Here is a 22526-nt window from a genome sequence, read left to right as displayed (position 1 = left end):
AGTTCGAGTCTCTCAGTGCCCATTCTTTTTTATAGTTACGGGATGTAGCGCAGCTGGTAGCGCGCTTGGTTTGGGACCAAGATGTCGCAGGTTCGAATCCTGTCATCCCGATTAAGTCTTGCTAAATACAGTAAGGCTTTTTTTATTTTAAACGAAAATACAGAAAAAAGACCGTACAGGATTCGAAGCGTAATGAGCGCGCCAACAGGCGAAAAGGTGGCAAGGACACCGCCGTCAGCGAATGCATCCGCCTGCATAAAAAAAAGGCTGTCCTAAAAGCTATAAAACTTCATCAAGGACAGCCCTATGATTTTTAATTATTTATTGCTAGCGTTTAAGAGAAAGAACTGTTTCGAGCAAGGTATCAGCAGTCTGAATAGTTTTTGCATTTGACTGGAAGCCACGCTGTGTAACAATCATATCGGTAAACTGTTCTGAAAGGTCTACGTTTGACATTTCGAGCGCCCCAGCAAGAAGACTGCCTTTTCCGGCAATTCCCGAAATACCGATGTTAGCAAGACCTGAGTTATTACTTTCTACATAAGTATTTTCACCAGCTTTTTCAAGTCCATTCTGATTTGAAAAAGTTGCCAATGCAAGCTGTCCTATTGTGCGGCTAGAACCGTTTGAATAAACTCCTGTAATAATTCCTGACGAATCGATTTTGAAGTTTTCAAGATAACCCATCGTGTAGCCGTCCTGAAAGAAAGCCTTTGTTGATGAAGGAGAAGCGCTCTGCGTAATGGTATTTTTCTGGCTGCCAATTGTTCCGAGATTAATATCCATTGTCTGACGGTATGGAGTTCCATCTTCGTTTGGATTTGCTCCAGGTACAGTGTAACTTGCCTGAAGGATTACTTCGCCCGTAGGATTTGTAAGATTTCCAGCTTCGTCTGTTACTGACTGGAGAGTTCCAGTATTATCGAAATTTACAAGAAAAGTATTGCCAACTCCGTCTGTTGTTCCAAGTCCAACGCGAGTCTGAGTAAAGTCGGCATTATTTGCATCAACATTCACTTCTGCACGCCATTGATTTGGCACTCCAGGAACGCGGGTAAGATTAATTGTAAGAAGGTGTGTATTTCCGAAACTGTCATAAACTTTTTCTTCGATTGACCAAGTTCCCTTTGCAATGTCAGCCGCATTAGCTCCTTCCTGAATTTCTGGCGTATTTTTGTTAAGGTTGCAAGCATATTTTACAGAAGCGGTTGCCTTTGCAGGATCTTTTGAGCCTACAGGAATTACAAGGTCTTCCGGTGTGGCAGATGTCTGGAGAACCATTTCGCCGTTAATCTCGCGGGCCATATATCCCTGTACTTTAAAACCGTTTGCCGGATTTACGAGAGTTCCATCGCTGTCGAGAGAAAAAGCTCCGGCACGAGTGTAGTATGATTTTTCACCGTTTTTTTCGAGGAAGAAGCCGTTTCCCTGAATGGCAAGGTCTGTTGCAATTCCTGTTGACTGAAGATTTCCCTGTGTAAATACAGTGTCGATTGAAGCAACTGTCATTCCAAGACCGACCTCCTTAGGATTTACACCGCCCTTTTCTTCTGTCGGTTTTGCAGCTCCGGCCATCTGCTGGCTTATCATGTCCTGAAAATTAACACGGCCGCGTTTAAAACCTGTTGTGTTTACGTTGGAAACGTTGTTACCGATTACATCCATTCTCGTCTGGTGGTTCTGAAGGCCAGAAACGCCCGAATAAAGTGATCTCATCATATATCTACCCTCGTTCAATGTACCGTCAAAGGTTGGTACAGTTATTTAATTTTTTTATTGTGCAACCGTAAAAACTGGCATTAAATGCCGTAAATTGCTTTTATCTTATCCATGCTATAATACATGCCGTTTACAAGAACCTGCGGCTGACTTCCTCTTGTTGCCGCCTCAACCTGACCTTTTACCGCAACATCGCCCGCTTCAACCTCAACTGTTTTTCCGAGCATTGACTGGGCTTCGCTGGAATTGATAAGTCCTGCCATTTTTTCAAAGCCCTGGCTCATATTCGTCATCTGTTCCAAAGAACTAAATTGCGCCATCTGAGCAATAAAGTCTGTATTTTCAAGAGGATTTGTCGGATCCTGATTTGAAAGCTGAGCAATCAGAATCTTCAAAAAATCATCTTTTCCTAATTCGTTACTGGTTTTACGACCGTTTACAGTCAAAGTTTTGTTAAATGAATCAACTGCATTTTGAATCTGAAACTTTTCTGTCGCATTCATTGTTGTTGTAAAACTCATTTTTTTCTCCCAGCTTTCTGCAAGCATTTATAAAATTTTTCGGCAAAATTTTTCTTCAGTTTAGTTTTTTGTAAAAATCAGCAGCAATTATGCAACAATATTCACAGCATAACTGTTATTCTCAACGTAGCGGGCAACTTTCTCATCAGCAAGTGCCCCTCCGTCCGCTGTATATTCTGAATAAACCCGGTTTGCAAAAAACTGCGACTGTCCGTTTTGTGAATTTTGTTCGTGATTTTGCGCAAACTGACCGCCCTGGTTTGCAAAATTCAAGTTGAATTCTCCGGTTTCGAAGCCACTGCCGGCAAAAGCATTTTTAAGAGCGGCAATACTGTCTTTTACAGCATTATAAGCTTCCTGCGAGTGAACAGTTATCGAAGCCGAAACTGTTTTGTCCGAAAGATTTAAGGCGATTTTTACATTTCCGAGTTTTTCCGGATGCATTACAAGATTTATGCTTCCGGTATTATTGTCGCGCAAAACGATATTTCCTGCCTTTACAAAATCCGGCGCATTTGCCTGAATTGCATTTGAAAGCATATTTTGAAAAGTTGACCCGTTTGCAGCGGCGCTCTGAGTGTCAGAAGCAGTTATGTTCTGATTTACAGAATTCGAAAAATCCATTGTAATCTGAACGGTATTTTCGTTCTGCTTTTTATAAGCAAGATTAAAATCCTTGCGTTCTTTTGTTTTTTCAACCTGAATTTCAGCGGATTTTGAATCGATTTTTTCTGTCCGCAAATCAGTCACCTGAATTTTTGCAGATTTTTTTGTCTGTTTTAAGTTTTCTTTGTTTTCATCAGAAAGTTGTGAATTATTTTTAGAAAATTTCAATTCTTCGTTCAAAACAACCGTTTCACCCTGAATTTCTGAAAGATTTTCCGCGTTTTTAAGAAACATTTCAGGATCTTTTAAGGCAAGATTCTGCGCTTTTTCCAAAAGTTCCTCGTCGCTTGCTTGTCCCGGAATAAATTCAATGGCACTGTCGATAAGTTCCGCAAAATCCTCGGAAGACATTTCTTCAATTTCGTCTGTTTCTGAAATATTTTTTACAACAGGAGTTTTCAGCCATTTGAATTGCTTCTGAGAAATTTGATTTTTTTCAGTTTTTTCAAATTCAAGAGAATCTTTGAGCGAAAGATTTTTTAGCTCGTCAGTTAAATCTATTTTTTCGGCAGGAATTTCTTCTGGTTGAGAATTTTTTAGCAAAGCCAGAACTGCATTTTCTGCATTTTTGTTTTCTGACGAAGATTTTTCAGATTTTTCGAGTTTTTCGTCTTTTTCAGAATCAGAATCCGCCCTCAAACCTAAGCTTTTTTCTTTTGAAGTTTCTTTGATTTTGCTCTGCTGAGAATGAACCATTTCTAAAAACGATTCGCCTTCTCCAGAAAATTTTTGGGCAGAGATTTGCTTTGTCTGAATTTGAGGCACAAAAGAATCAAGTTGAATGCCCTGCATAATCAGAACCTCCGGTCGTAAATCAAACACCTAAAAAAGTTCCGATTTTTGCCTTTTTAGATAAAAAGGCAGGCTCAGTCGAGTTTTTCCGGCTTGCTCGCCATTTTTCGCTGAATTATAGCAGCTCTTTCCGAAGGCATATTCATAAGCCATACAGAAGTCATAGAGACAGTGTTTGAAGCTAACGCCTGGGCATCTGTTTTTCGGAAAATGTCGATTATATCCTGATCGTCCATTCCGAGAAGCTGCTCAACTGCCGTTTTTGGCGGCATATTCTGCAAATAGGTCGAAATTTGTTCGATGTTTGTATTTCTATCATCGTACTTTTTGACCTCATTGTTGAATGTTTTTTCTCTTTCTTCTTGAGATTTTTGCCTGTCTTCCAGTTCGCGCGCAATCGCCTCGTTTGCGGTTTCTGAGCGTGCAATGTCCGATTCTCTTTTGTCGAGTTCCTGACTGCGAATTTCGAGGGCTTCAAGCCTTTTTGCAAGCCTGTCGTCTTCTAAATTTGCCTGCAACGGCTTTGATGAAGTCGCAGAAACAGAAGTCTGAGGCTGAAGTCCAAAAAGTTTATAAACCGGAGCAAAAATAGACTTTGCCTTGATTATTCCAAGATAATCAAACCACAAAAGTCCGCCAAGAATAATTGCCAAAATTAAAAAAAGCAATGCTATTGACTTTCCGACTCCACGACTTCTTGCCATTTTCCCCGCCCAAAATCACTTATTTTTGATTTTTTAATTCTTTTTAAAATATAAAAATGCCGCTGCCCAATAAAATAAATTCAATTCGCATATTTTTTGGCAGACAATCCAATGCTTTAAGTTTAACTTATTTTTTATTACCACGCAATATTTGAAAAAACCGCATAAAAACCGGCTTTCCATTTTGAATTTTTATCTGTTCTCAACAAATAATTTATGTAAGCGCCGAGAGTAAAATTACTTGAAGATGAAGCAAAATAACTCGTATTTGGAGCAAAAGTAATTTCTCCGGAAAAACCCAGACTGTCCGAAAAATCTTCGTATTTTAGTTTCTCTGCAATCTTAAAGGTGCGTTTTACAGCAAAAAACTCTTCCGGTTCATATTTTACATTTGCGGAATATGACATTTTTAAGGCAAAATGCTGGACATAAACCGAAACTGCCGGAATTCCTTTTTGAATTTCATGCGAAAAAAGCTCAATGCAAGCATCCCCGGAAGCAAAATATTTTTTAGAAGGAAAAATTGCGGCTTTCAGCTTAACAGGAAGAAAAAACGGAACAAAAATTTGAGTTTCCGTCCCGCAATTCAAATATTTTTCATTTTCATCATAAATTTTTCCAAAACAATCAAAATCGTACGAAATTGCAGTTTTCTCAAAATCGACAAAGGGCTTAAAATAAAATCCAGTTTTTTGAGAATGTTTAGGACCAAAACTTCGGACAGTCGAAAAATTCAGGAATATTTTTCCGTCAACTGAATTTCCAGTGCGCCGATATTCATCAGTTTCTGTTTTTCCGTCAACCAGAATTTTTCCTTCAGAAGATGTTTTTTCAGTTCCAGAAACCCAGGTAAAACTAAGTCCAGACGAAAAAATTGAATAAAATCCCTGCCAAAAAACCTTTGTGACAGCCGAATTTAAATATGAATTCTTAAATCCAGAAGAATCAAAACAAACATCTCCGCAGAAAGCATAATTAAAACAGTCATTTCCCCCTGAAATTGAACCTTCCAGGGCAAAATGCTGCAAAAGCAAATCAAAACCTGCCGACAAAACCGTAATTTTATCTGTCCACGGAGTCGAAGTTATAAAAGTTGCGCCCCAAATAAAGTCATCGTCAATTTCAAAATCGTGATTATAAGTTTTTGCTGTTCCAACAGGAAGAAAAGCGCCGTTAAAAAAATATTTTGCCGGACTGTATTTTGTTTTCTCAAACTTTTCTTCTGTCAAAAAATTTTCACGGCTTTCCGGTTCAAAAGCTTCTGTTTTTTCAGAAAAATCCGACTTTTCAAAAAAAATGTTTTGCTCAGGAAGTATTTTACTCTCAACCGGAACAAATTCCTGCCAGTCATTTTTGTCAATTTTTACAAAGTGCAGCGGATTTGAATCGTATTCTTCGTTTATGACTAAAAAACCGTCTTTGCAAGGCACAGCCTCGATAAAAAACACAGCGCTGTCTTTTGAAAGCAACTCAATTCTTGCATTCAATGTATTTTTATCAATAAAAATTTTTCCAAGCCGTGCAAGGCTCTGGCTTTCCATTTTTGCCCAGACAAAGACAAAACTTAGAACGCAGTTTTCTTCCTTTTCAAAATGAACGTTGTGAATAATTCTATCGCCGAACGTCCATTCAGCCTTTCTTCCTTTTTGATCCTCGTACAAAAGGCTCCAGGAAAGACCGTTTTTTACAGGAATCAGACCGTGCGTTTTTTCAAAATTTTCGCGGCTGTGCTCAATTTTCTGTTTTTTTTTGGACTTTAAATCATATTCAAAATCTTCTACTTTTATGTTTGAACTGCCGGCAAGCCTGTTTACAAAAATTTTCGTTCCGTCATCTGAAAAACGCAATTTTTGAACATTTTTTGCAGTAAAAAGTTTTTTTGAATCAAGATAAACCGTGTTTGAAAAAAAATCGAACCAGACAGTTTTCCACTCGCCGGTTTGTCCGTCAAAAAAAGAATCCAGCGTTTTTACAAGAGATTTTTTTCCGCCTTTAAAAAAAACTGAATTTTCCGCAGAAATAAATTCATTGTAATCGTCAAAGTCGATTTTTGGAACCCAAAGGTTTTCGTAAAAATCGTTCCAGGCTTCGTCAAGTTTTAATCCAAAAGTTTTATAAAAAATGCCGGCGCAAAAAGAAAAATCGGTTTTGCTTCCAGCGTTTTTCCAAAACTGCGCATATTTTTCTTTTCCGTATTTTTGAATCAAATATCTGGCAAAATGAGAGCCAAAAATATACGCATCGTTTCCGTACGGAAAAATATCCCTTGCTCCGCTAACATCGCGCCACGAAGGGAATTTTTTTTTGCCCGAGAGAGATTTTAGTTTTGCCGCAGCAATTTTTTGAGTAAAGAACGGATCGTTCAGCCTTCCGCCTTTTTTCTGGCTTTCAAAAGCAACTGCCGCTCCTTCAAACCAAAAAGAAGTAAGTGAAATTCCTGCCGGAGTAAAAAAATCCGCAAAAACCGACATCCCCCGCCAAAACGGAGATTTGGAATTGAGCGAAACTGCATGAACCAATTCATGATAAAACATTGCCTCTACGCTTTTTTCGTTCATATCAAGCTCGTAATCCATTTCTGTGTCATAAAGAACAATCTGATTGTACGGCGCCATCGAAAAATAGGCATTTACCGCCTCAACCTGGTCAGTTATCGAAACAGGAAATCTCTGGTAAGGCTCGTAACCAAAGTCTGAAGCGATTTCCTCATAATACGAATCGCAGACAGCGGCAATTTTTTGAGCAGTTTGCATACAACTGTCAGGAAAAATAATATCAAAATACCGCGTCTGTATTTCATTCAAACCGCCCTTTGTTCCGCTCATGCATCCGCCACGGGCAAAGACAGAAAAACAAGAAACAAAAACACAAACTAAAGCAAAAAAAAGTCTTTTCATTTTTCGATTTTGCAGACAAGCCTTAAATCAAAGCGGCAACCGCAGTTCCTAAAGTAATATCATTCTCAACACAAACTGTTTTATAAGAAATTCCGCATTTTTTGTATGCATAATCAAAAAGATATTTTTCTGTCCGCTCCTTAAGTCTATGAGTTTTGTAAAAAGTTGTTCCGTTGCAGACGATACATACTTTTTTTGCAGGAGAATTTCCTTCAATTTTACCTTTTTCTGTCGCAATAAGGTTTGCAGCCAAAATCGAAGCCGCATAATGCGCGCATCTGTCTACAGCGGAATCCAAAAGCTTAAAGGCAAGTTTTCTGTCTTTTTCTGTAAAACAGCATTTTTCAACAGGATTTTCGTTTTTGTCCTGCAATTTTTCATCAAAGCCGTTCAAAAAATTATCCGCGTCAATTGTAGAAAGCAAAGCCAGTTTTTTTAAATTTTCAGCCGCTTTTTTAGAAAAAAGATTTTCATTCGCCGCAAATTTCAAAAAAGAAAGGCAGGTGTTTCCCAAATATGCGCCGCTGCAACATTTTTCCAAAGGAAACTGAACAGGAATCGCAGTTCTTTTGTCTGCATCAATGTCAAAATCGCTGAGCTTAAAACTGTTGCATTTTCCGCTTTCGCAGACAATAATCTGACTCTGCCCTTTTTCGTCCCAGATATTTCCTTCAGGAGCAACAAAGGCCGCGTTCATTCCGGTCCCAAGAATAAAGCCGATGTAAGAACCAGCATTCTTCTCCTTTACCTTTCCGGCAAGAAGAGCGCCGACAGTGTCGTTTATTACAGAAATTTTGCTGACTTTCCAGCCGCGTTTTTCAAGTTCATCTTTAAGGCATTTTCCGACAGGACAGCCAAGAACGCTCCTCGCCTTAAACTCTTTGCTAAAGGCATTTGGAATTGCGTCGTGCTCCGGAGTCATATCAAGCGAATATGAAAAACAAAAACCGATTTTCTCAGCCTTGCCTTTCAAATATTCAATTCTGTCAGCAATCGCGCTAAAAAATTCATCCTTAGAATATTCTTTTTCGGTCGCTGGCATAAAACTTTTCTTGAAGTCCGAAATTTCCGCATTTCCAGAACCGTCAAAACTGACAAGACAACTTCTAAAATTTGTTCCGCCGGCATCAATCACAATAACCTTCTCATTTTCGGGATTTTTCGAAGGCGGAAGCATCCATGTCCGGCTCATATCCATTCCGCGGTTTTCGGATTTTGGACGCCTCATATCTGTCAAAATCTCATCAACAATCATCTTCGACACAAAATTATGTCTTTTAAAAAAAAGTTTTAATTTAAAATCAGTAAGCATAAGCCAATTATAAACCCAAAATAATTTTTTACAAAACGGATTTAAAATACCCCTTATTTATTTCAAGGCAAAAATCAAAAAAATAAGGAGCGCATGCCACCATCTTATCCGGCTAACCGCCCTTTCGCTTACGCTCCATTGCTCCGCAACTTTGGGGCTAATATCCGGGCTAAGATTTTCTGTCAATAAAATTCAACTTTCCGTCTGATAAAAAACTTTAGGCAATACCCAAAAATCAAAAAAAATACTAAACTTCATATTCCTATGGCTACAGATTTATCAGACCTCAAAAACGAATTAAACCCGGAACAATACGAAGCCGTAATGACTATAAACGGCCCAATTTTGATTATTGCCGGAGCAGGTTCAGGAAAAACCCGCGTAATCACCTTTAGAATCGCCCATATGCTCGATTCCGGAGTTCCTCAAAGCCAGATTCTTGCGCTCACCTTTACAAACAAGGCCGCAAAAGAAATGGTTGAACGTATCAAGGAACTTACCGGAAAAAAGCTTCCCCTTCTTACGATTTCGACATTTCACGCATTCGGAGTAAAAGTTTTAAGGCAGGACATTTCAAAACTCGGCTGGCGCGAAAATTTTTCAATTTATGACGAAACAGACCGCAATGCGCTCATAAAAGAAACTGGCCGGGAACTGCGCTATTCGCCCGAAGCTCTCGACATTTACAAAATCGGAATTTTAATTTCGGACATAAAAACCGGGCGCAAACAGTGGAACGCGGAAAACGAAATGTACCGCGAACTATACGAGGGCTACCAGGAAGGTCTAAAGCTCTACAATGCCGTTGATTTTGACGACTTGATTGTTCTTCCAATCCGCCTTTTTAAGGAATTTCCAGAAATTCTTGCAAGCTACAAACAGCGCTACAAATACATAATGGTAGACGAATTCCAGGACACGAGTCACCAGCAGTACGAAATGATGCATCTTCTTGCAGACCGGAACGTTGCGGTCGTTGGAGATGACGATCAGAGCATTTATTCATGGCGAGGAGCAGACTACCAAAACATAGTCAATTTTGAAAAAGACTTTCCTGCTGTAAAAGAAATCCGCCTCGAGCAAAATTACCGCTCGACAGGAACAATTCTTGCGGCGGCAAACGGAGTAATCAAGCACAACACAAACCGAAAGGACAAGCAGCTCTGGTCTGGAAAAGGAGAAGGCAAGCCGATTGAAGTTTATAGTCCGGACAACGAAACAGCCGAAGCAGACTTTGTTGTAGAAACAATTCAGGCGATTTCTGCCGAAGAAAAGCGCAAATATGACGATTTTTGCGTCTTATTGAGGGCAAACACTCAGTCGCGCGCAATTGAAGAAGCCTTTTTGCAGGAAAACATTCCTTATACGATGAGCGGCGGAACTTCATTCTTTCAACGAAAAGAAATAAAAGACATAATCTCGTATCTCCGCGTAATTTCCAACCACGACGACGATGTGAATCTTTTAAGGATTATAAATGCGCCAAGACGGGGAATCGGACGGGCGACAATTGAAAAATTAAATCAAATTGCAAAAAATTTGAGCTGCTCGCTTTACGAAGCCATAAAATCTCTTCTTGAAGTTCCGGAAGACGAAGCAGACCTTTTTATGCAAACCTCTCCGTCAAAATACGGAATAGACGATGGACTTGATTTTTCTGAGGGAACTAAAGATTCTCTCAAGGACTTTATAGATATTATAGATTCAAACAAAAGCATGCTAGGCGGACACGGACTTTCAAAAAAAGTGCGCAAAATGGTCGAAGACATCCACTATTTTGACTATCTTATTTCAGAAAATCCAAAATCAGAAAAAGCAGCCAGATTCAAGTTTCTAAATATCGAGTCCTTAATCAATTCAATCGAAATGTGGGAAAACAACCCGGAAACTCAAGATCCGACTCTTTACAATTATTTAAACAGAATCACGCTTTTGTCGCGCGACGACATGGACGACGAAGAGGATCACGGAAAAGTCAACCTTATGACGATTCACGCTTCAAAAGGACTTGAATTTCCGGTCGTTTTTATAATCGGCTGCGAAGAAGGACTTATTCCCCACGGACGCGCAGTTGACGAAGGCGGAAATGCGGCCGTCGAAGAAGAAAGAAGGCTTTTTTATGTTGCAATTACGCGTGCGAGAGACAAACTTTACATTTCATCATGCTTAAAGCGAAGGCACATGCAGTCTGTCGTTGAATGTACACCTAGCCGTTTTCTTGAAGAAATTCCTTCAAGCCTTGTAAAATACTATGAACCTCCAGCGCCAGTTGATGATAAAACCGCCGATGAGTTTTTCGCGCAGATGAAAAAAAGATTCTCTGCACCGATTGTACCAGGCTTTAACAATCTGCAACGTTAAAAAACGGTAAAATATCGTAATTTTACAAAATAAAGACAGGAAAAATTGTTAAAGGAAGATTAGAATATAAATATCTCAATTAAGGAGGAGATATAAAAATGAAATTAGTTACAAAAGTAACAACAGCTATCGCAGCACTTGCAGCAGTTGCAATGCTCGCATCTTGTGGATCTACATCAGGAGCTTCTTCAGAGGCTTCAGCTCCAGCAGCTGCACCAGCAGCTTCAGGAAACGCTTCTGTATGGGAATGGAAATCTATTCCACTTTCAGATATTGGTACAAACGATACAGTAATCGATGATCGTTTCATTCTTGACCCAGTTTCTAATCCATTGGACGCAGAATTTGCCGCAGTTGCAGGAAAAGCAAAATTCAAGACTGAAGACCTTGGAACAGCTATCTACCTTCAGAACAAAGCAGCTTCTAATAAAGACAATATCAAAGATGTTTTCCAGGCTGCATTCGAAGTAGTTGTAAAAGCTCCTGCAAAAGTTACATTGACAATCTCTGGAAACGGCGATGCTACTCCAGCCCGTGTATTTGGCGTATTTGATCCAAGCGGTGCTATGATTGCTTCTGTAGACAATCTCGGTCAGGATGCAAAATCAGAACTCGTATTCGATGCAGCAGCAGCTGGTGCTTACACAATCAAAGCTTCTGGTACACGTATCTACGGTGTAAAAGTTGAATCTAAATAAGTTTAATATGTAAACTTACCGAAAGACCGGGTTTATTAAAACCTGGTCTTTTTTTTTAATAAAATTAGATGATGTTGAAAAAAATATTTACATCAACCTTATTTTTTAAATTTTTTGGAGAAAAAAAATGGAATTGATTTATGGAATCAAGGACAGACCAAGCTTAGGAAAAGTAATCCTTTTTGCGCTTCAGCAGCTGCTTGCAATAATGGCGGCGACAATCGCAGTTCCTGCAATCGTTGGAAACGGACTTAGCGCCTCTGCGGCCCTTTTCGGCGCCGGAGTCGGAACGTTTGTTTACCTTCTGTTCACAAAAAGCTCAAGTCCTGTATTTTTGGGAAGTTCATTCGCTTTTATCGGCTCAATGTTCAGCGCTTTTGGCGGAGCTGCTTCTGTTACAGTCGGTTATTGGGGACTTATTATCGGTGCTGTAATGGCAGGTCTGGTTTATGTAATTATCGCAATAATCGTAAAATGCTGCGGTGTAAAATGGATTGACCGGCTTATGCCACCGGTAATCATCGGTCCAACAGTTTCCATAATCGGTCTAAGCCTTTCTGCGAATGCTGTCAGCGACCTTATGAAAACTTCGGTCGAAGGCGGAAGCACATACGTTGCGCTAATCTGCGGACTTATTACACTCGCCGTTACAATGATATGTTCATCTTACGGTAAAAAAATCGGCCGTCTTATTCCTTTTATCATAGGAATTCTTGCAGGCTACCTTGCAGCATCAATTTTTGCACTTATCGGCTATACAACTTCAAACACGGCACTTACCGTAATAAATTACCATGCTTTGCTTGAAGTAAAGAGTTTTTTTGCAATTCCTAAATTTACTTTTATAGCAGGAGGAATTGAAGGCTTAAAAGGAATAACTCCAACTTACCTTCTTACAATTTTTGCAGCCTACGTTCCAGTTGCGTTTGTTGTCTTTGCAGAACATCTTGCAGACCACAAAAACCTTTCTGCAATAATTGGCGTAGATCTTCTTAAAACGCCTGGACTTACACGAACTCTTTTAGGAGATGGAATTGGAACAATCGTTTCTACGGCATTTGGCGGCTGTCCTAACACAACTTACGGCGAGTCAATCGGCTGTGTTGCAATCACCCGCAACGCTTCAACAGTTTCTATCTGGGGCTGCGCAATTTTGTGTATTCTCTTTTCTCTTATAAGTCCGCTTGTTGCATTCCTCGAGACAATTCCAAACTGCGTAATGGGCGGTGTTTGTGTTGCTCTTTACGGTTTTATTGCAGTTTCCGGATTTAAAATGTTCCAGAAAGTCGACCTGAACATAAACAAAAATCTTTTTGTAGCTTCGGTAATCTTTATTACAGGTGTCGGCGGAATGGTCGTAAAAATCGGAGCCGTAGAAATTCGTACGGTTGCATGCGCCCTTATTTTAGGAATTTTAACAAATATCCTTCTCGGAGGAAATAAAAATCCTAAAAAAGACGAATCTGAAAACTAATTTGTTTTTACAAAACCGCACAATGTCAAATCTGTGCGGTTTTATTTTTTCAGCACCTTGCAAAAAGCAATCCGTTCAAAATCCTGCACAATTCCATCGTCAGTTTCTACATCGTCATAGTAATAGCAGTGTCCGCAGTAAACATATCCGTTTTTTTCGACTAAATGCCGCATAGGAAGATTATTGCGATGAGTATCAATTTTTATACATTTTACGCCGGGCTGATTTTCACACCAGCTAAAAATAAACGAAGCAACCCCATTTACCTTCATTCCGGACGCGACAGAGTGAATGCACCAATAATCTTCTGTGTTTTCCGGCCACTTTCCGTCTTTTAAATCGTCATAAGAAGGCTCTTTTTCGTGCATGAACAAAAATGTGCCTGCGACTTCCTCAGTGTTATTTTCGTTTTTATAACAGCAGACAAATTGAATTTTTTTATTGATATTTGACTCAATATTTTCTTTGTAGGGACGGTCATTTCCCCACTGAGTAGAATTTCCATTCGCCTTCATAAAATCCCGCGCTGACTGATAGATTTTTTGAATAGAATCTAAATCTGACAATTCTGCAGTGCGGATATAAAATTCAATCTGACGTTTTTGCATTTTATGCCCCGTAATAATTTATAAGTGTCGTTACAGGAGTCGGCGACAAAACTTTTTCATAATTCAAATCTGGAAGACCGATTACGCCTGCAATTTCCGCAACTGCCGCTCCAGCCATTGCAAAAAGTTTTTTAGCAGCATCTAAGGTTCCGCCGGTTGCAATCAAATCATCAATCAAAAGAATGCGGTCAGAAGTTTTTACATCGCTTTTATGAATTTCGATTTCTGCAGAACCGTATTCAAGGTCATAAGACTGACGGTAAACTTCGCCTGGAAGCTTTCCTTTTTTGCGAATTAAAATAAGCGGAATTGAAAGTCTGTCAGCAAGAGGAGCAGCGAACAAAAATCCACGGCTTTCTGCTCCTGCAATGGCCGTGATTTCGCCTTTTTCTACAAGCGGACGATATTTTTCTTCAAAAAAATCAAGGCAAAACTTAAATGCCTGCGGATTTGTAAAAATACTTGTCACATCATAAAAAAGAATTCCAGGTTTAGGAAAATCTGGAACACGACGGATTGCACGGTCTAAAACTGAATTGTCTTTCATAAAAAAATCCTCTATTTTTTTGCTACGGTTCTGATTGAACCCATTTTTATTCTTTTTTCGCGGCTCTCTTCCATCAATTTCATAAGGCTGTCTTTGTCATCATTTTTTATTGCATTCTTGAATTTGTTTATTTGATTTTCAAAATTTTCAATATGCCCGACAAGTTTTTCTTTATTTGAAATAAAAAGTTCAGTCCAAAGAGGAGCGTTTATCATGGCAATTCTCGTTAAATCTTCAAAACTTCCTCCTCCAAAAGCTGTAATTTGCTCGTCTTTTGCGCTGTCAACAAGAGAACATGCAATTACGTGGCAAAGCTGGCTTGTAAAACCGATTTTGTAATCGTGAATATCGCAAGTCGTTTCTGTAATCCGGGTAAAACCGATTTCTGAAATAAAATTCCGCATTGTTTCAAGATTTTCAGACTTGTTTTCAGGAAGCGGACACAAAATATAATTATGATTTATGAACATTTTTGCAGTCGAATTGACATAGCCTTCTTTTTCGCCGCCAGCCATCGGATGACCGATTATAAAATCAACGTCAGGACGCAAAATTTCTGGAAGAGATTTTTCAAAGATGCCTTTTACACCAGAAATATCAGTAACGATTGCACCGCTCTTAAAAAATTTTTTGTTTTGCTCCAAAAAATCAATCGTCGCATGCGGATAAAGACAGACATAAACAAAATCACACTCAGGAAGCATTTTTTCGTATTCGTTTGAAGTAAACGCTTTGTCGGCAACTCCTTCGTTTAAAGCCTGAGTAAGACAGGAAGTGCTTCTGTTGCAAACATAAATTTTTCCTGTTGAACCGCTTTGACACAAAATATTTTCACGGATTGCTTTTGCAATTGATCCGCCCATTATTCCCAAACCTACAATTCCGTATGTCAAATCTTTTAAATTCCGCATTTTTTCCTCTTTTTGGTGTTTTTTGTATCGTTTTACTGAACGTTATTCCTCTAACGTCTTCCAAAAAATTCCAGGTTCTTTAATCCGCGCTTAAATTGCGGAATTCTGGCGCTCACAGTCGTATCAATCGGGCTTGTGTCGCCGCGTTTTAAGAAATGATACGCAACTCCAGCAATCATCGCTCCGTTGTCGCCACAAAGTTTTAACGGTGGAAATATGCAGTTTAAATCGGTGCGTTCTGCAAGCATTGAGCGCAATCTTGAATTTGCGGCGACTCCGCCTCCGGCAACGACAGTTTTTATTCCGGTGTCGTCAACAGCACGCAAAAGCCGCGAAACAATCGTCTTGCAGGCAGTTTCCTGAAAAGCGGCGCAGATATTTTCGTTTGTTTTTTCATATCCAGGCTTTAAAAATAAATCCGCCTGATGAATCACCGCTGTTTTTAGTCCGCTAAACGAAACGTCATAACGGTGGTCGTCGCCCTTATCAAGTTTTGGAACAGGAAAACTAAACGCCTTAGGCTCCCCTTTCTGCGCAAGACGGTCGATAATCACTCCGCCAGGATAGCCAAGCCCATAAAATTTTGAAACCTTGTCAAAGGCTTCGCCAATCGAATCGTCAATCGTAGTTCCTAAAACTTCAAGATCATCGAAACCATTCACCTTAGCAATAATCGAATGTCCGCCGCTAACCAAAAGTCCAATATAAGGATACGGAATATCGTTTACAAGATGAGCAGCATACATATGTCCGAGCATGTGGTTTATAGCAATAAAAGGTTTATTTGTCGCCCAGGCAAGAGTTTTTCCAAAAGTAAGGCCGACCAAAAGAGCGCCCATAAGACCAGGACGATTTGTCGAAGCAATGGCATCAATATCGTCCAAGGTTAAATCCGCTTCTTTTAAAGCCTGTTTTACAACCGGCAAAATCCACTCTGCGTGCTTGCGGCTTGCAATTTCCGGCACAACGCCCTTATAAATCTGGTGAAAAGGAATTTGAGTAGCCACAACGTTGCTCAAGATTGTTTTTCCGTCTTCAACGACGGCACAAGCTGTTTCATCACAAGAACTTTCAATTCCAAGAACCTTCATTTATTTCTCCAAATAATAGCAAAATACCAATTCTTCACGTTAATTTTAACGAAGCGTTGAAGGAGTTGCAAACCTATAGCCTGCTTTTAGCAGATAAGGATACATCTGTTCAAGAAGTTTTGGCAAAATTTCTGCGCTTTTATCTACGTGAGCAATCACAATCGCGCTGCCATTTTTGTTTGCCGCTTCCAAAGATTTGTATATTTCTTTGAGCATAGCCTCGCGCGAAACGATATTGTCGATATAAGGTCCGGATTTTTCAAAAATCGTCATATCGCGCTCAAGGGCAGCCTGAGGAGCCTTTGTATTTGCAGTCGTTCTGCTGTCCAAAAAATAAATTTTATTTTCAAGGCAAACATCTAAAACAGCCCCGATTCTCAAAACATCTTCTGTAACTTCGCTTCCTTCGTGGTTATTCAAGCCTTTTACACCGGGTCCGATTTCCGCCAGATTTTCATTTATGATTGAACTGATTTGAGAAAAACTCATGTCAACGCTGATTTTTCCAGGTCCCGGGTCAAGATTATGGTTTAAAGACTGCATCGGCTGGTGCAAAATAAGTTCCTTTCCAGAAGAACGGACAATGTATGCGCAATCTTTTGAATGCAAAAGTTTCGGCAAAACGGCAATTGTAAGCGGAAATGGCAGCGAGGCGTATCTTTTTGTATACTCTGCGTTCATTCCTGCATCGTCAATTACAAAAACCAAAGTCGCTCCATTTTGCGCCGGAGGAATTAAAAACGGCAAATCCTGTTTTTTTTCTGTGCTTTGAATCTGCTCATTTTTTTTAGATTTTTCAAGATTTTCTACAGTTTTGCTTTTATTTTCGATTCCAGGCTTCGTTTTTTGAATATTTTTATTTTCCGTTTGAATTTTATTTGTATTTTCTATAGATTTTACAGGATTTTTTTTAGAATCCGCATTTTGCTTTTGAGAAGTTTTATTTACGTTTTTAGAATTTTCGTCTTTTTTGGCAAAACCGGGAGATTTCTTTAACTCTTTTGAATCAGAAACTTCCTTCTTTTTTTGATTTTTGTTTAACTCACTTAAATTTTGCGGCCTTTGTTCTGTTTTTTTTTCGTTTTTTGCAATTTCCGCAACATTTTTTGATTTTGCGCTTTGAGACAAAACATTTACAGCAATGCAAACACAGCAAATCAAAAAAATAATTCCGCACAAAAGCGTCACTTTGTTTTTGTCGAGTTTAACTTTTTTAACTTTTCTGCGGCGCACAGAAGTTTTTTTTGAATGTGAATTTGAGTTTTTTTGAGTTTTCATTGGAACAAAGATGAATTTATATCTTTGTTCATAATAAGCAATTTTTCTGTCTTATGGAATACTTCAGGCAAAACTGAATTCATTCAACGAGCCTGCATATTTTTTCATTTTCTTTATAGCCCTCAATTCCATCTGCCGGACAGTTTCTGCGCTCACTCCCAAATCCGCGCTTAATTCGCGCAAAGTCGGAACATGCAGGTCGTTTTTAAAATTATATCTTCCATAAATAACCTTGCGCTCAAAATCAGGAAGAGAGTCAACCATCTTTTTAATCTGATTTTTTTCATGGACACGCAGATATTCAATTTCAGGATTGTAACTGTTATCCACGATTAAATCTCCAATCGTCACATTTCCATCTTCAGAGGCTTCAATGTCAATGCTTGTAATTGTATAAGAATACGAAAGAGCTGACTCTATCTCTTCAGGAGTTGCTCCGCAGATTTCGGCAAGTTCTGGAACAGAAAGCTCGCGATTTGAATTCTGCTTGTATTCGTTTTTTGCAGCAACAACCTTACGCAAAAGTTCTTCTTTTCGATGAGGAAGAGCAATCATTGAAGTTTTGTTATAAACATAGCGAAGCATATACTGCAAAATCCAGCTGTATGCGTAAGTCGAAAATCTTGTATTAAAAGAATAATGATACTTCGAAGCCGCCGCCATAAGTCCCAAATTTCCTTCCTGAATCAAATCCATTATCGAATTTTTTGAAGTGCATAAAAATTTTCTAGCAATGCTTATAACGAGCCTTAAATTTGAATTTACAAGTTGATTTACAGCCTGCGCGCTTCCTTTTTCAATCTGTTCAGAAAGTTTTTTCTCCTGCTCTGCATTTAAAAGAGGATATTTCCCTATCTGTTTTATATACGTTTCAAGAATTTCCATTTTTGCCTCTTTTTCCACTTTTTTGCTGAAAAGTGAAAAACCGTTTTGTATAAAATTACCGTCCTTTCATATAAAGCAAGAATTGTGCCAACTTTTATTTTCACCTCCAAAATAAAGGTCATTTTTATATTTATCTGTACTACAAGCAATTATTTTGTTTTTTATTTATCACTCTTATAACGCAAAAAATCGAAATGTCCATTTTTTTTATAAAAAATTTAACAAGCGTTCATTTTTTTGTACAGTTTTCAAAACTGTACACTTTTTTATACTGCTGAAAATTAGCATTTTTTTTATAAATTTTTATCTAAAACAGAAAAAAATGATTTATAATTAAAGAGATTTTTAGATTGTAATAAAAAATTAAAAAAGATAAGATAAAAATAGCCGAAAACGGCATCTGTTTTATCTTTAAAAGTTTGCGTTGCAAACTTTCTTATCATTCTTATCATCGGTTGTTTATCACTTCGTTGCGAAACAACTTAAAAAGTCAATCCTAAAACTGAAGTTTTAATCTTGACTTTTTATGGGAGAAAAATTAATGAGTGAAGAATTGTCTGCGCCACAGAAAGAAATCAACGGACTTGTTGAGCGCGCTCAGAAAGCGTTGGAAGAATACGCGAACTTTGACCAGAAAAAAATCGACTATATCGTGGCTAAAGCTTCTGTTGCGGCTCTTGACCAGCACGGAAGCCTTGCGAAACTTGCCGTTGAGGAAACTAAGCGCGGAGTTTTTGAGGACAAGGCGACAAAAAACCTTTTTGCCTGCGAATATGTTGTGAATCATATGCGTCATCTTAAAACTGTAGGAATTGTTGAAGATGACGATGTTACCGGAATTGTAAAACTTGCTGAGCCTGTCGGAGTTGTTGCCGGCTTGACTCCTGTAACAAACCCGACTTCAACTGCGATTTTCAAGTCTCTGATTTGTCTTAAAACACGAAATCCGATTATTTTTTCATTTCACCCGAGCGCGATAAAATGCTCGATTGCGGCGGCTAAAGTCTGCTACGAGGCTGCTGTTGCGGCTGGCGCGCCGAAAGACTGTATCCAGTGGATTGAAGAGCCTTCAATGGAAAAAACATCGCTTTTGATGAATCATCCTGGAGTTGCGACAATCCTTGCAACTGGCGGAAACGCGATGGTTAAGGCGGCTTATTCTTGCGGAAAACCTGCGCTTGGCGTTGGAGCTGGAAACGTTCCTGCATATATGGAAAAAACTTGCAACGTTCGTCAGGCTGTAAACGACATTGTAATGTCAAAGGCTTTTGACAACGGAATGATTTGCGCTTCTGAGCAGACCGTAATCATCGACAAAGAGATTTATTCTGACGCGCTGAAAATGTTCAAGGAATACAAGGCTTATCTTTGCTCTTCGGACGAGAAGAAAAAGCTTGAAAAATATATGTTCGGAGTTGACGGAGACCCGAGCACCGCAAAATTGAATCCTGACATCGTTGGAATGAATCCTGGAGTTCTTGCGAAAAATGCCGGATTTGAAATTCCAGCTGAAACGAGCATTATTCTGGCGGAATGTAAGGACATCGGCGTTCCTGAATGCCTAACACGCGAGAAGCTTTCTCCTGTTCTCGCTGTTGTAAAATCAAATTCAACTGAGGACGGAATCAAGAAGGCTGAAAGCTCTGTAAGATTCAACGGACTTGGACATTCGGCTGCAATCCACACATCAGACAAAAAAATCGCTGAGCATTTCGGCGACGTTGTGCCTGCAATCAGAATCATCTGGAATTCGCCTTCGACGTTCGGCGGAATCGGAAACGTCTACAACTCGTTCATTCCTTCTTTGACATTGGGCTGCGGTTCTTACGGACACAACTCGACTGACGACAACATCAGCGCGGTGAACCTTTTGAACATCAAGAAACTTGGACGGAGAAGAAACAATATGCAGTGGTTTAAGATTCCATCAAAAATCTACTTTGAGCGCGACTCAATCGAATATCTCCACCAGATGAAGGAGATTCACAAGGCGATTATCGTAACTGACCGCTCTATGGTTCAGCTTGGATATGTTGACAAAATCACTGACCAGCTCAAGCTCAACCGAAACGATATTCAGTACCAGCTCTTCTGCGATGTCGAGCCGGATCCTTCAATCCAGACTGTCAGAAAAGGCGTTGAGCTTATGCGCTCGTTCGAGCCTGACACAATCATCGCGCTTGGCGGCGGCTCTTCAATGGACTGCGCAAAGGGAATGTGGCTTTTCTATGAGAATCCTGATGTAGATTTCAACGACTTGAAGCAGAAATTTATGGACATCAGAAAACGCGCGTTCCGCTATCCTGCTCTTGGAAAGAAAGCGTTGCTTGTCTGCGTTCCTACAACATCTGGAACCGGCTCTGAAGTGACTCCGTTCGCAGTAATCACAGACAAGGAAGAGCACAAGAAATATCCTCTCACAGACTATTCTTTGACTCCGAACGTTGCGATTATCGACCCGACTTTCACATACGGTCTTCCTCCAAAAATCGTTGCCGACACTGGAATGGACGTTTTGACTCACGCGACGGAAGCGTTTGTTTCAACTCTTGCAAGCGACTTTACAGACGGACTTTGTATTCAGGCAATCAAGATGGTCTTCAAGTATCTTGAGCGCTCTTACAAGAACGGAGCTTCCGATGTTGAGGCGAAAGAGAAAATGCACAATGCTTCGTGCCTTGCCGGAATGGCTTTTGCAAACGCATTCCTCGGAATGAACCACTCAATGGCCCACAAGGTCGGAGGCGAATTCCACGTTCCTCACGGACGCGCAAACGCGATTCTTCTTCCGTTCACAATCCGCTACAACGGCGCGCAGCCAGAAAAACTTTCAACTTGGCCAAAATACAACTATTACAAGGCTGCAGAACGCTATGCTGAGCTGGCAAGAATTCTCGGTCTTCCTGCAAAAACAACTGCGGAAGGCGTTGAGTCTTACGCGAAAGCGTGCGGCGAGCTTGGAATGAAGGTCGGAATCCAGATGAACTTCAAGAGCCAGGGAATCGACGAGCAGGCTTGGATGGACGCTGTTGAAAAACTTTCTTACCTTGCATACGAAGACCAGTGCTCACCTGCAAACCCGCGCGTTCCGATGGTTTCTGATATGCAGAAAATCTTGAAGGAAGCGTATTCCACAACAGAATTCTTTGAAAAATAAAAAGATAGAAAACAAAAAAGAGGAAAAGACACCTTTTTTAAAGGTTTCTTTTCCTCTTTCAAACTCTTTTTCTTCCAAAAAAATGGTCATTTGTCTGTTATTCATTCAGATTTAATGACCATTTTTTATTGTTTTAGAATATTTTTCAAAAACTACAGTGTTGCAATAGTTCTTTCTATTCTCTTAAGGCTGCGCTCTTTTCCAAGGACGTGGATTGAACCAATAAGAGGCGGAGAAACACGGCTTCCAGTAACTGCCATACGAATCGGCATCATAAAGTCGCCAAGTTTAATTCCAAGTTCTTCTGCCTTTGCCTTTGCAAAATTTTCTGCGCCTTCGTGGTCAGTTTCAAAAACTGCTGCAACAAATTCTTTTGCAACCTCCAAAACTTCCTTAGTTTTTGCGGCATCGATTCTTTTTGGAATAATCTGGTCTGCAGAAGGAACTGCAGGTTCTGTAAACATAAAACGAACCATTTCCGCAGCTTCGGTCAAGAACTTCAATCTTTCCTGAATAAGCGGCATAAGTCCCATCAAGGTTTCTTTTACGTCTTCGCTCGTCATATTCATCGACTTGTCAACACAATAAGGCTCTCCGTCCTCTCCAAGCGCAACTCCAGAGAATTGAGGACCAACATTTGGTTTTGGCTGCGGATTTTCCGGATTGATTTCGAGAGTCGCGTCTCCTGTTCCAGTAATAAACGGCAAAGTCCATTTGTAAAGTTCTTCTGTCGAAAGCTGACGAATATAGTTTGCATTGTAAAATTCGAGTTTTTTGTAATCAAAAACAGCAGGAGCTTTATTCAAGTGTTCAAGGCTGAATTTTTCTGCAAGTTCTTTGAGAGTGTAAAACTCTTTTCCTTCTTCATAAGAACATCCCAAAAGCGCAACGTAGTTTATAATTGC

At 39.6% G+C, this 22526-nt stretch carries 16 protein-coding genes, 1 tRNA gene and 1 pseudogene; 5 read left to right on the top strand and 13 right to left on the bottom strand.

Annotation, left to right across the window (positions count from 1 at the left end; all coding sequences use genetic code 11):
* The first annotated feature begins 38 nt into the window (after nt 1-38).
* Nucleotides 39-111 (top strand) — tRNA-Pro (locus B4N75_RS06465).
* A 216-nt stretch (nt 112-327) separates the two neighbouring features.
* Here the strand turns inward: B4N75_RS06465 and flgE are convergent.
* From flgE to B4N75_RS06435, 6 genes are all read right to left on the bottom strand, one after another.
* Nucleotides 328-1719 (bottom strand): flagellar hook protein FlgE, encoded by a 1392-nt coding sequence (flgE, locus tag B4N75_RS06460; protein ID WP_296668154.1) that lies wholly within the window; start codon nt 1717-1719, stop codon nt 328-330.
* An 80-nt stretch (nt 1720-1799) separates the two neighbouring features.
* The gene (flgD, locus tag B4N75_RS06455) at nt 1800-2240 is read right to left on the bottom strand and encodes a flagellar hook assembly protein FlgD (RefSeq protein WP_296019942.1); all 441 of its coding nucleotides are present in this window, start codon (nt 2238-2240) and stop codon (nt 1800-1802) included.
* 87 nt (nt 2241-2327) lie between these two features.
* Nucleotides 2328-3698, bottom strand: a complete 1371-nt coding sequence (locus B4N75_RS06450; RefSeq protein WP_296668156.1) for a flagellar hook-length control protein FliK — start codon at nt 3696-3698, stop codon at nt 2328-2330.
* Nucleotides 3699-3772: 74 nt separating this feature from the next.
* Entirely contained in the window at nt 3773-4402 is a 630-nt protein-coding gene (locus tag B4N75_RS06445) for a periplasmic-type flagellar collar protein FlbB (RefSeq protein WP_296019947.1), read from the bottom strand.
* A 137-nt stretch (nt 4403-4539) separates the two neighbouring features.
* Entirely contained in the window at nt 4540-7299 is a 2760-nt protein-coding gene (locus B4N75_RS06440; protein ID WP_296706909.1) for a hypothetical protein, read from the bottom strand.
* Nucleotides 7300-7321: 22 nt separating this feature from the next.
* A complete protein-coding gene (locus B4N75_RS06435; protein ID WP_296706907.1) occupies nt 7322-8554 on the bottom strand; it encodes a hexokinase in 1233 nt (410 codons plus the stop codon).
* 321 nt (nt 8555-8875) lie between these two features.
* On the opposite strand from B4N75_RS06435, the gene B4N75_RS06430 reads away from it, so the two are divergent.
* The 3 genes from B4N75_RS06430 (at nt 8876) to B4N75_RS06420 (ending at nt 13144) form a co-directional block, all read left to right on the top strand.
* A complete protein-coding gene (locus tag B4N75_RS06430) occupies nt 8876-10972 on the top strand; it encodes an ATP-dependent helicase (RefSeq protein ID WP_296019953.1) in 2097 nt (698 codons plus the stop codon).
* Between the two features lie 98 nt (nt 10973-11070).
* Nucleotides 11071-11670, top strand: coding sequence for a pre-peptidase C-terminal domain-containing protein (locus B4N75_RS06425; RefSeq protein WP_296706905.1), 600 nt, complete (start codon nt 11071-11073; stop codon nt 11668-11670).
* A 127-nt stretch (nt 11671-11797) separates the two neighbouring features.
* Nucleotides 11798-13144 carry a uracil-xanthine permease family protein gene (locus B4N75_RS06420; RefSeq protein WP_296706903.1) on the top strand — a complete coding sequence of 449 codons (1347 nt, stop codon included), beginning with the start codon at nt 11798-11800 and terminating at the stop codon, nt 13142-13144.
* Between the two features lie 41 nt (nt 13145-13185).
* Here B4N75_RS06420 and B4N75_RS06415 read toward each other — a convergent pair whose 3' ends face one another.
* The 6 genes from B4N75_RS06415 to B4N75_RS06390 all read right to left on the bottom strand — a co-directional run bounded on the left by B4N75_RS06415 (nt 13186) and on the right by B4N75_RS06390 (nt 18464).
* Nucleotides 13186-13752 (bottom strand): hypothetical protein, encoded by a 567-nt coding sequence (locus tag B4N75_RS06415; RefSeq protein ID WP_296706901.1) that lies wholly within the window; start codon nt 13750-13752, stop codon nt 13186-13188.
* Between the two features lies 1 nt (nt 13753).
* A complete protein-coding gene (locus B4N75_RS06410; RefSeq protein WP_296668173.1) occupies nt 13754-14299 on the bottom strand; it encodes an adenine phosphoribosyltransferase in 546 nt (181 codons plus the stop codon).
* An 11-nt stretch (nt 14300-14310) separates the two neighbouring features.
* Complete coding sequence (locus B4N75_RS06405; RefSeq protein WP_296706899.1) at nt 14311-15210, bottom strand: prephenate dehydrogenase; 900 nt, start codon at nt 15208-15210, stop codon at nt 14311-14313.
* Nucleotides 15211-15260: 50 nt separating this feature from the next.
* Entirely contained in the window at nt 15261-16301 is a 1041-nt protein-coding gene (gene tsaD / locus B4N75_RS06400; protein ID WP_296706897.1) for a tRNA (adenosine(37)-N6)-threonylcarbamoyltransferase complex transferase subunit TsaD, read from the bottom strand.
* Nucleotides 16302-16346: 45 nt separating this feature from the next.
* Nucleotides 16347-17579 carry a divergent polysaccharide deacetylase family protein gene (locus B4N75_RS06395; protein ID WP_296668177.1) on the bottom strand — a complete coding sequence of 411 codons (1233 nt, stop codon included), beginning with the start codon at nt 17577-17579 and terminating at the stop codon, nt 16347-16349.
* Nucleotides 17580-17642: 63 nt separating this feature from the next.
* Complete coding sequence (locus B4N75_RS06390; RefSeq protein WP_296668178.1) at nt 17643-18464, bottom strand: sigma-70 family RNA polymerase sigma factor; 822 nt, start codon at nt 18462-18464, stop codon at nt 17643-17645.
* Between the two features lie 541 nt (nt 18465-19005).
* On the opposite strand from B4N75_RS06390, the gene adhE reads away from it, so the two are divergent.
* Entirely contained in the window at nt 19006-21621 is a 2616-nt protein-coding gene (adhE, locus tag B4N75_RS06385) for a bifunctional acetaldehyde-CoA/alcohol dehydrogenase (protein ID WP_296706896.1), read from the top strand.
* Nucleotides 21622-21773: 152 nt separating this feature from the next.
* Here adhE and B4N75_RS06380 read toward each other — a convergent pair.
* Nucleotides 21774-22526: pseudogene (locus B4N75_RS06380) on the bottom strand (glutamate--tRNA ligase); the annotation flags it as partial.

The organism is Treponema sp. UBA7570, assembly GCA_002477955.1.
Taxonomy (GTDB): Bacteria; Spirochaetota; Spirochaetia; order Treponematales; family Treponemataceae; genus Treponema_D.
This window is presented reverse-complemented; position numbering and strand designations above follow the sequence as displayed.

What these genes read in the sequence shown, in the direction of transcription:
- flgE (WP_296668154.1), bottom strand. Translation starts at nt 1,719, where the DNA reads ATGATGAGATCACTTTATTCGGGCGTTTCTGGCCTTCAGAACCACCAG.
- flgD (WP_296019942.1), bottom strand. Translation starts at nt 2,240, where the DNA reads ATGAGTTTTACAACAACAATGAATGCGACAGAAAAGTTTCAGATTCAA.
- B4N75_RS06450 (WP_296668156.1), bottom strand. Translation starts at nt 3,698, where the DNA reads ATGCAGGGCATTCAACTTGATTCTTTTGTGCCTCAAATTCAGACAAAG.
- B4N75_RS06445 (WP_296019947.1), bottom strand. Translation starts at nt 4,402, where the DNA reads ATGGCAAGAAGTCGTGGAGTCGGAAAGTCAATAGCATTGCTTTTTTTA.
- B4N75_RS06440 (WP_296706909.1), bottom strand. Translation starts at nt 7,299, where the DNA reads ATGAAAAGACTTTTTTTTGCTTTAGTTTGTGTTTTTGTTTCTTGTTTT.
- B4N75_RS06435 (WP_296706907.1), bottom strand. Translation starts at nt 8,554, where the DNA reads ATGATTGTTGATGAGATTTTGACAGATATGAGGCGTCCAAAATCCGAA.
- B4N75_RS06430 (WP_296019953.1), top strand. Translation starts at nt 8,876, where the DNA reads ATGGCTACAGATTTATCAGACCTCAAAAACGAATTAAACCCGGAACAA.
- B4N75_RS06425 (WP_296706905.1), top strand. Translation starts at nt 11,071, where the DNA reads ATGAAATTAGTTACAAAAGTAACAACAGCTATCGCAGCACTTGCAGCA.
- B4N75_RS06420 (WP_296706903.1), top strand. Translation starts at nt 11,798, where the DNA reads ATGGAATTGATTTATGGAATCAAGGACAGACCAAGCTTAGGAAAAGTA.
- B4N75_RS06415 (WP_296706901.1), bottom strand. Translation starts at nt 13,752, where the DNA reads ATGCAAAAACGTCAGATTGAATTTTATATCCGCACTGCAGAATTGTCA.
- B4N75_RS06410 (WP_296668173.1), bottom strand. Translation starts at nt 14,299, where the DNA reads ATGAAAGACAATTCAGTTTTAGACCGTGCAATCCGTCGTGTTCCAGAT.
- B4N75_RS06405 (WP_296706899.1), bottom strand. Translation starts at nt 15,210, where the DNA reads ATGCGGAATTTAAAAGATTTGACATACGGAATTGTAGGTTTGGGAATA.
- tsaD (WP_296706897.1), bottom strand. Translation starts at nt 16,301, where the DNA reads ATGAAGGTTCTTGGAATTGAAAGTTCTTGTGATGAAACAGCTTGTGCC.
- B4N75_RS06395 (WP_296668177.1), bottom strand. Translation starts at nt 17,579, where the DNA reads ATGAAAACTCAAAAAAACTCAAATTCACATTCAAAAAAAACTTCTGTG.
- B4N75_RS06390 (WP_296668178.1), bottom strand. Translation starts at nt 18,464, where the DNA reads ATGGAAATTCTTGAAACGTATATAAAACAGATAGGGAAATATCCTCTT.
- adhE (WP_296706896.1), top strand. Translation starts at nt 19,006, where the DNA reads ATGAGTGAAGAATTGTCTGCGCCACAGAAAGAAATCAACGGACTTGTT.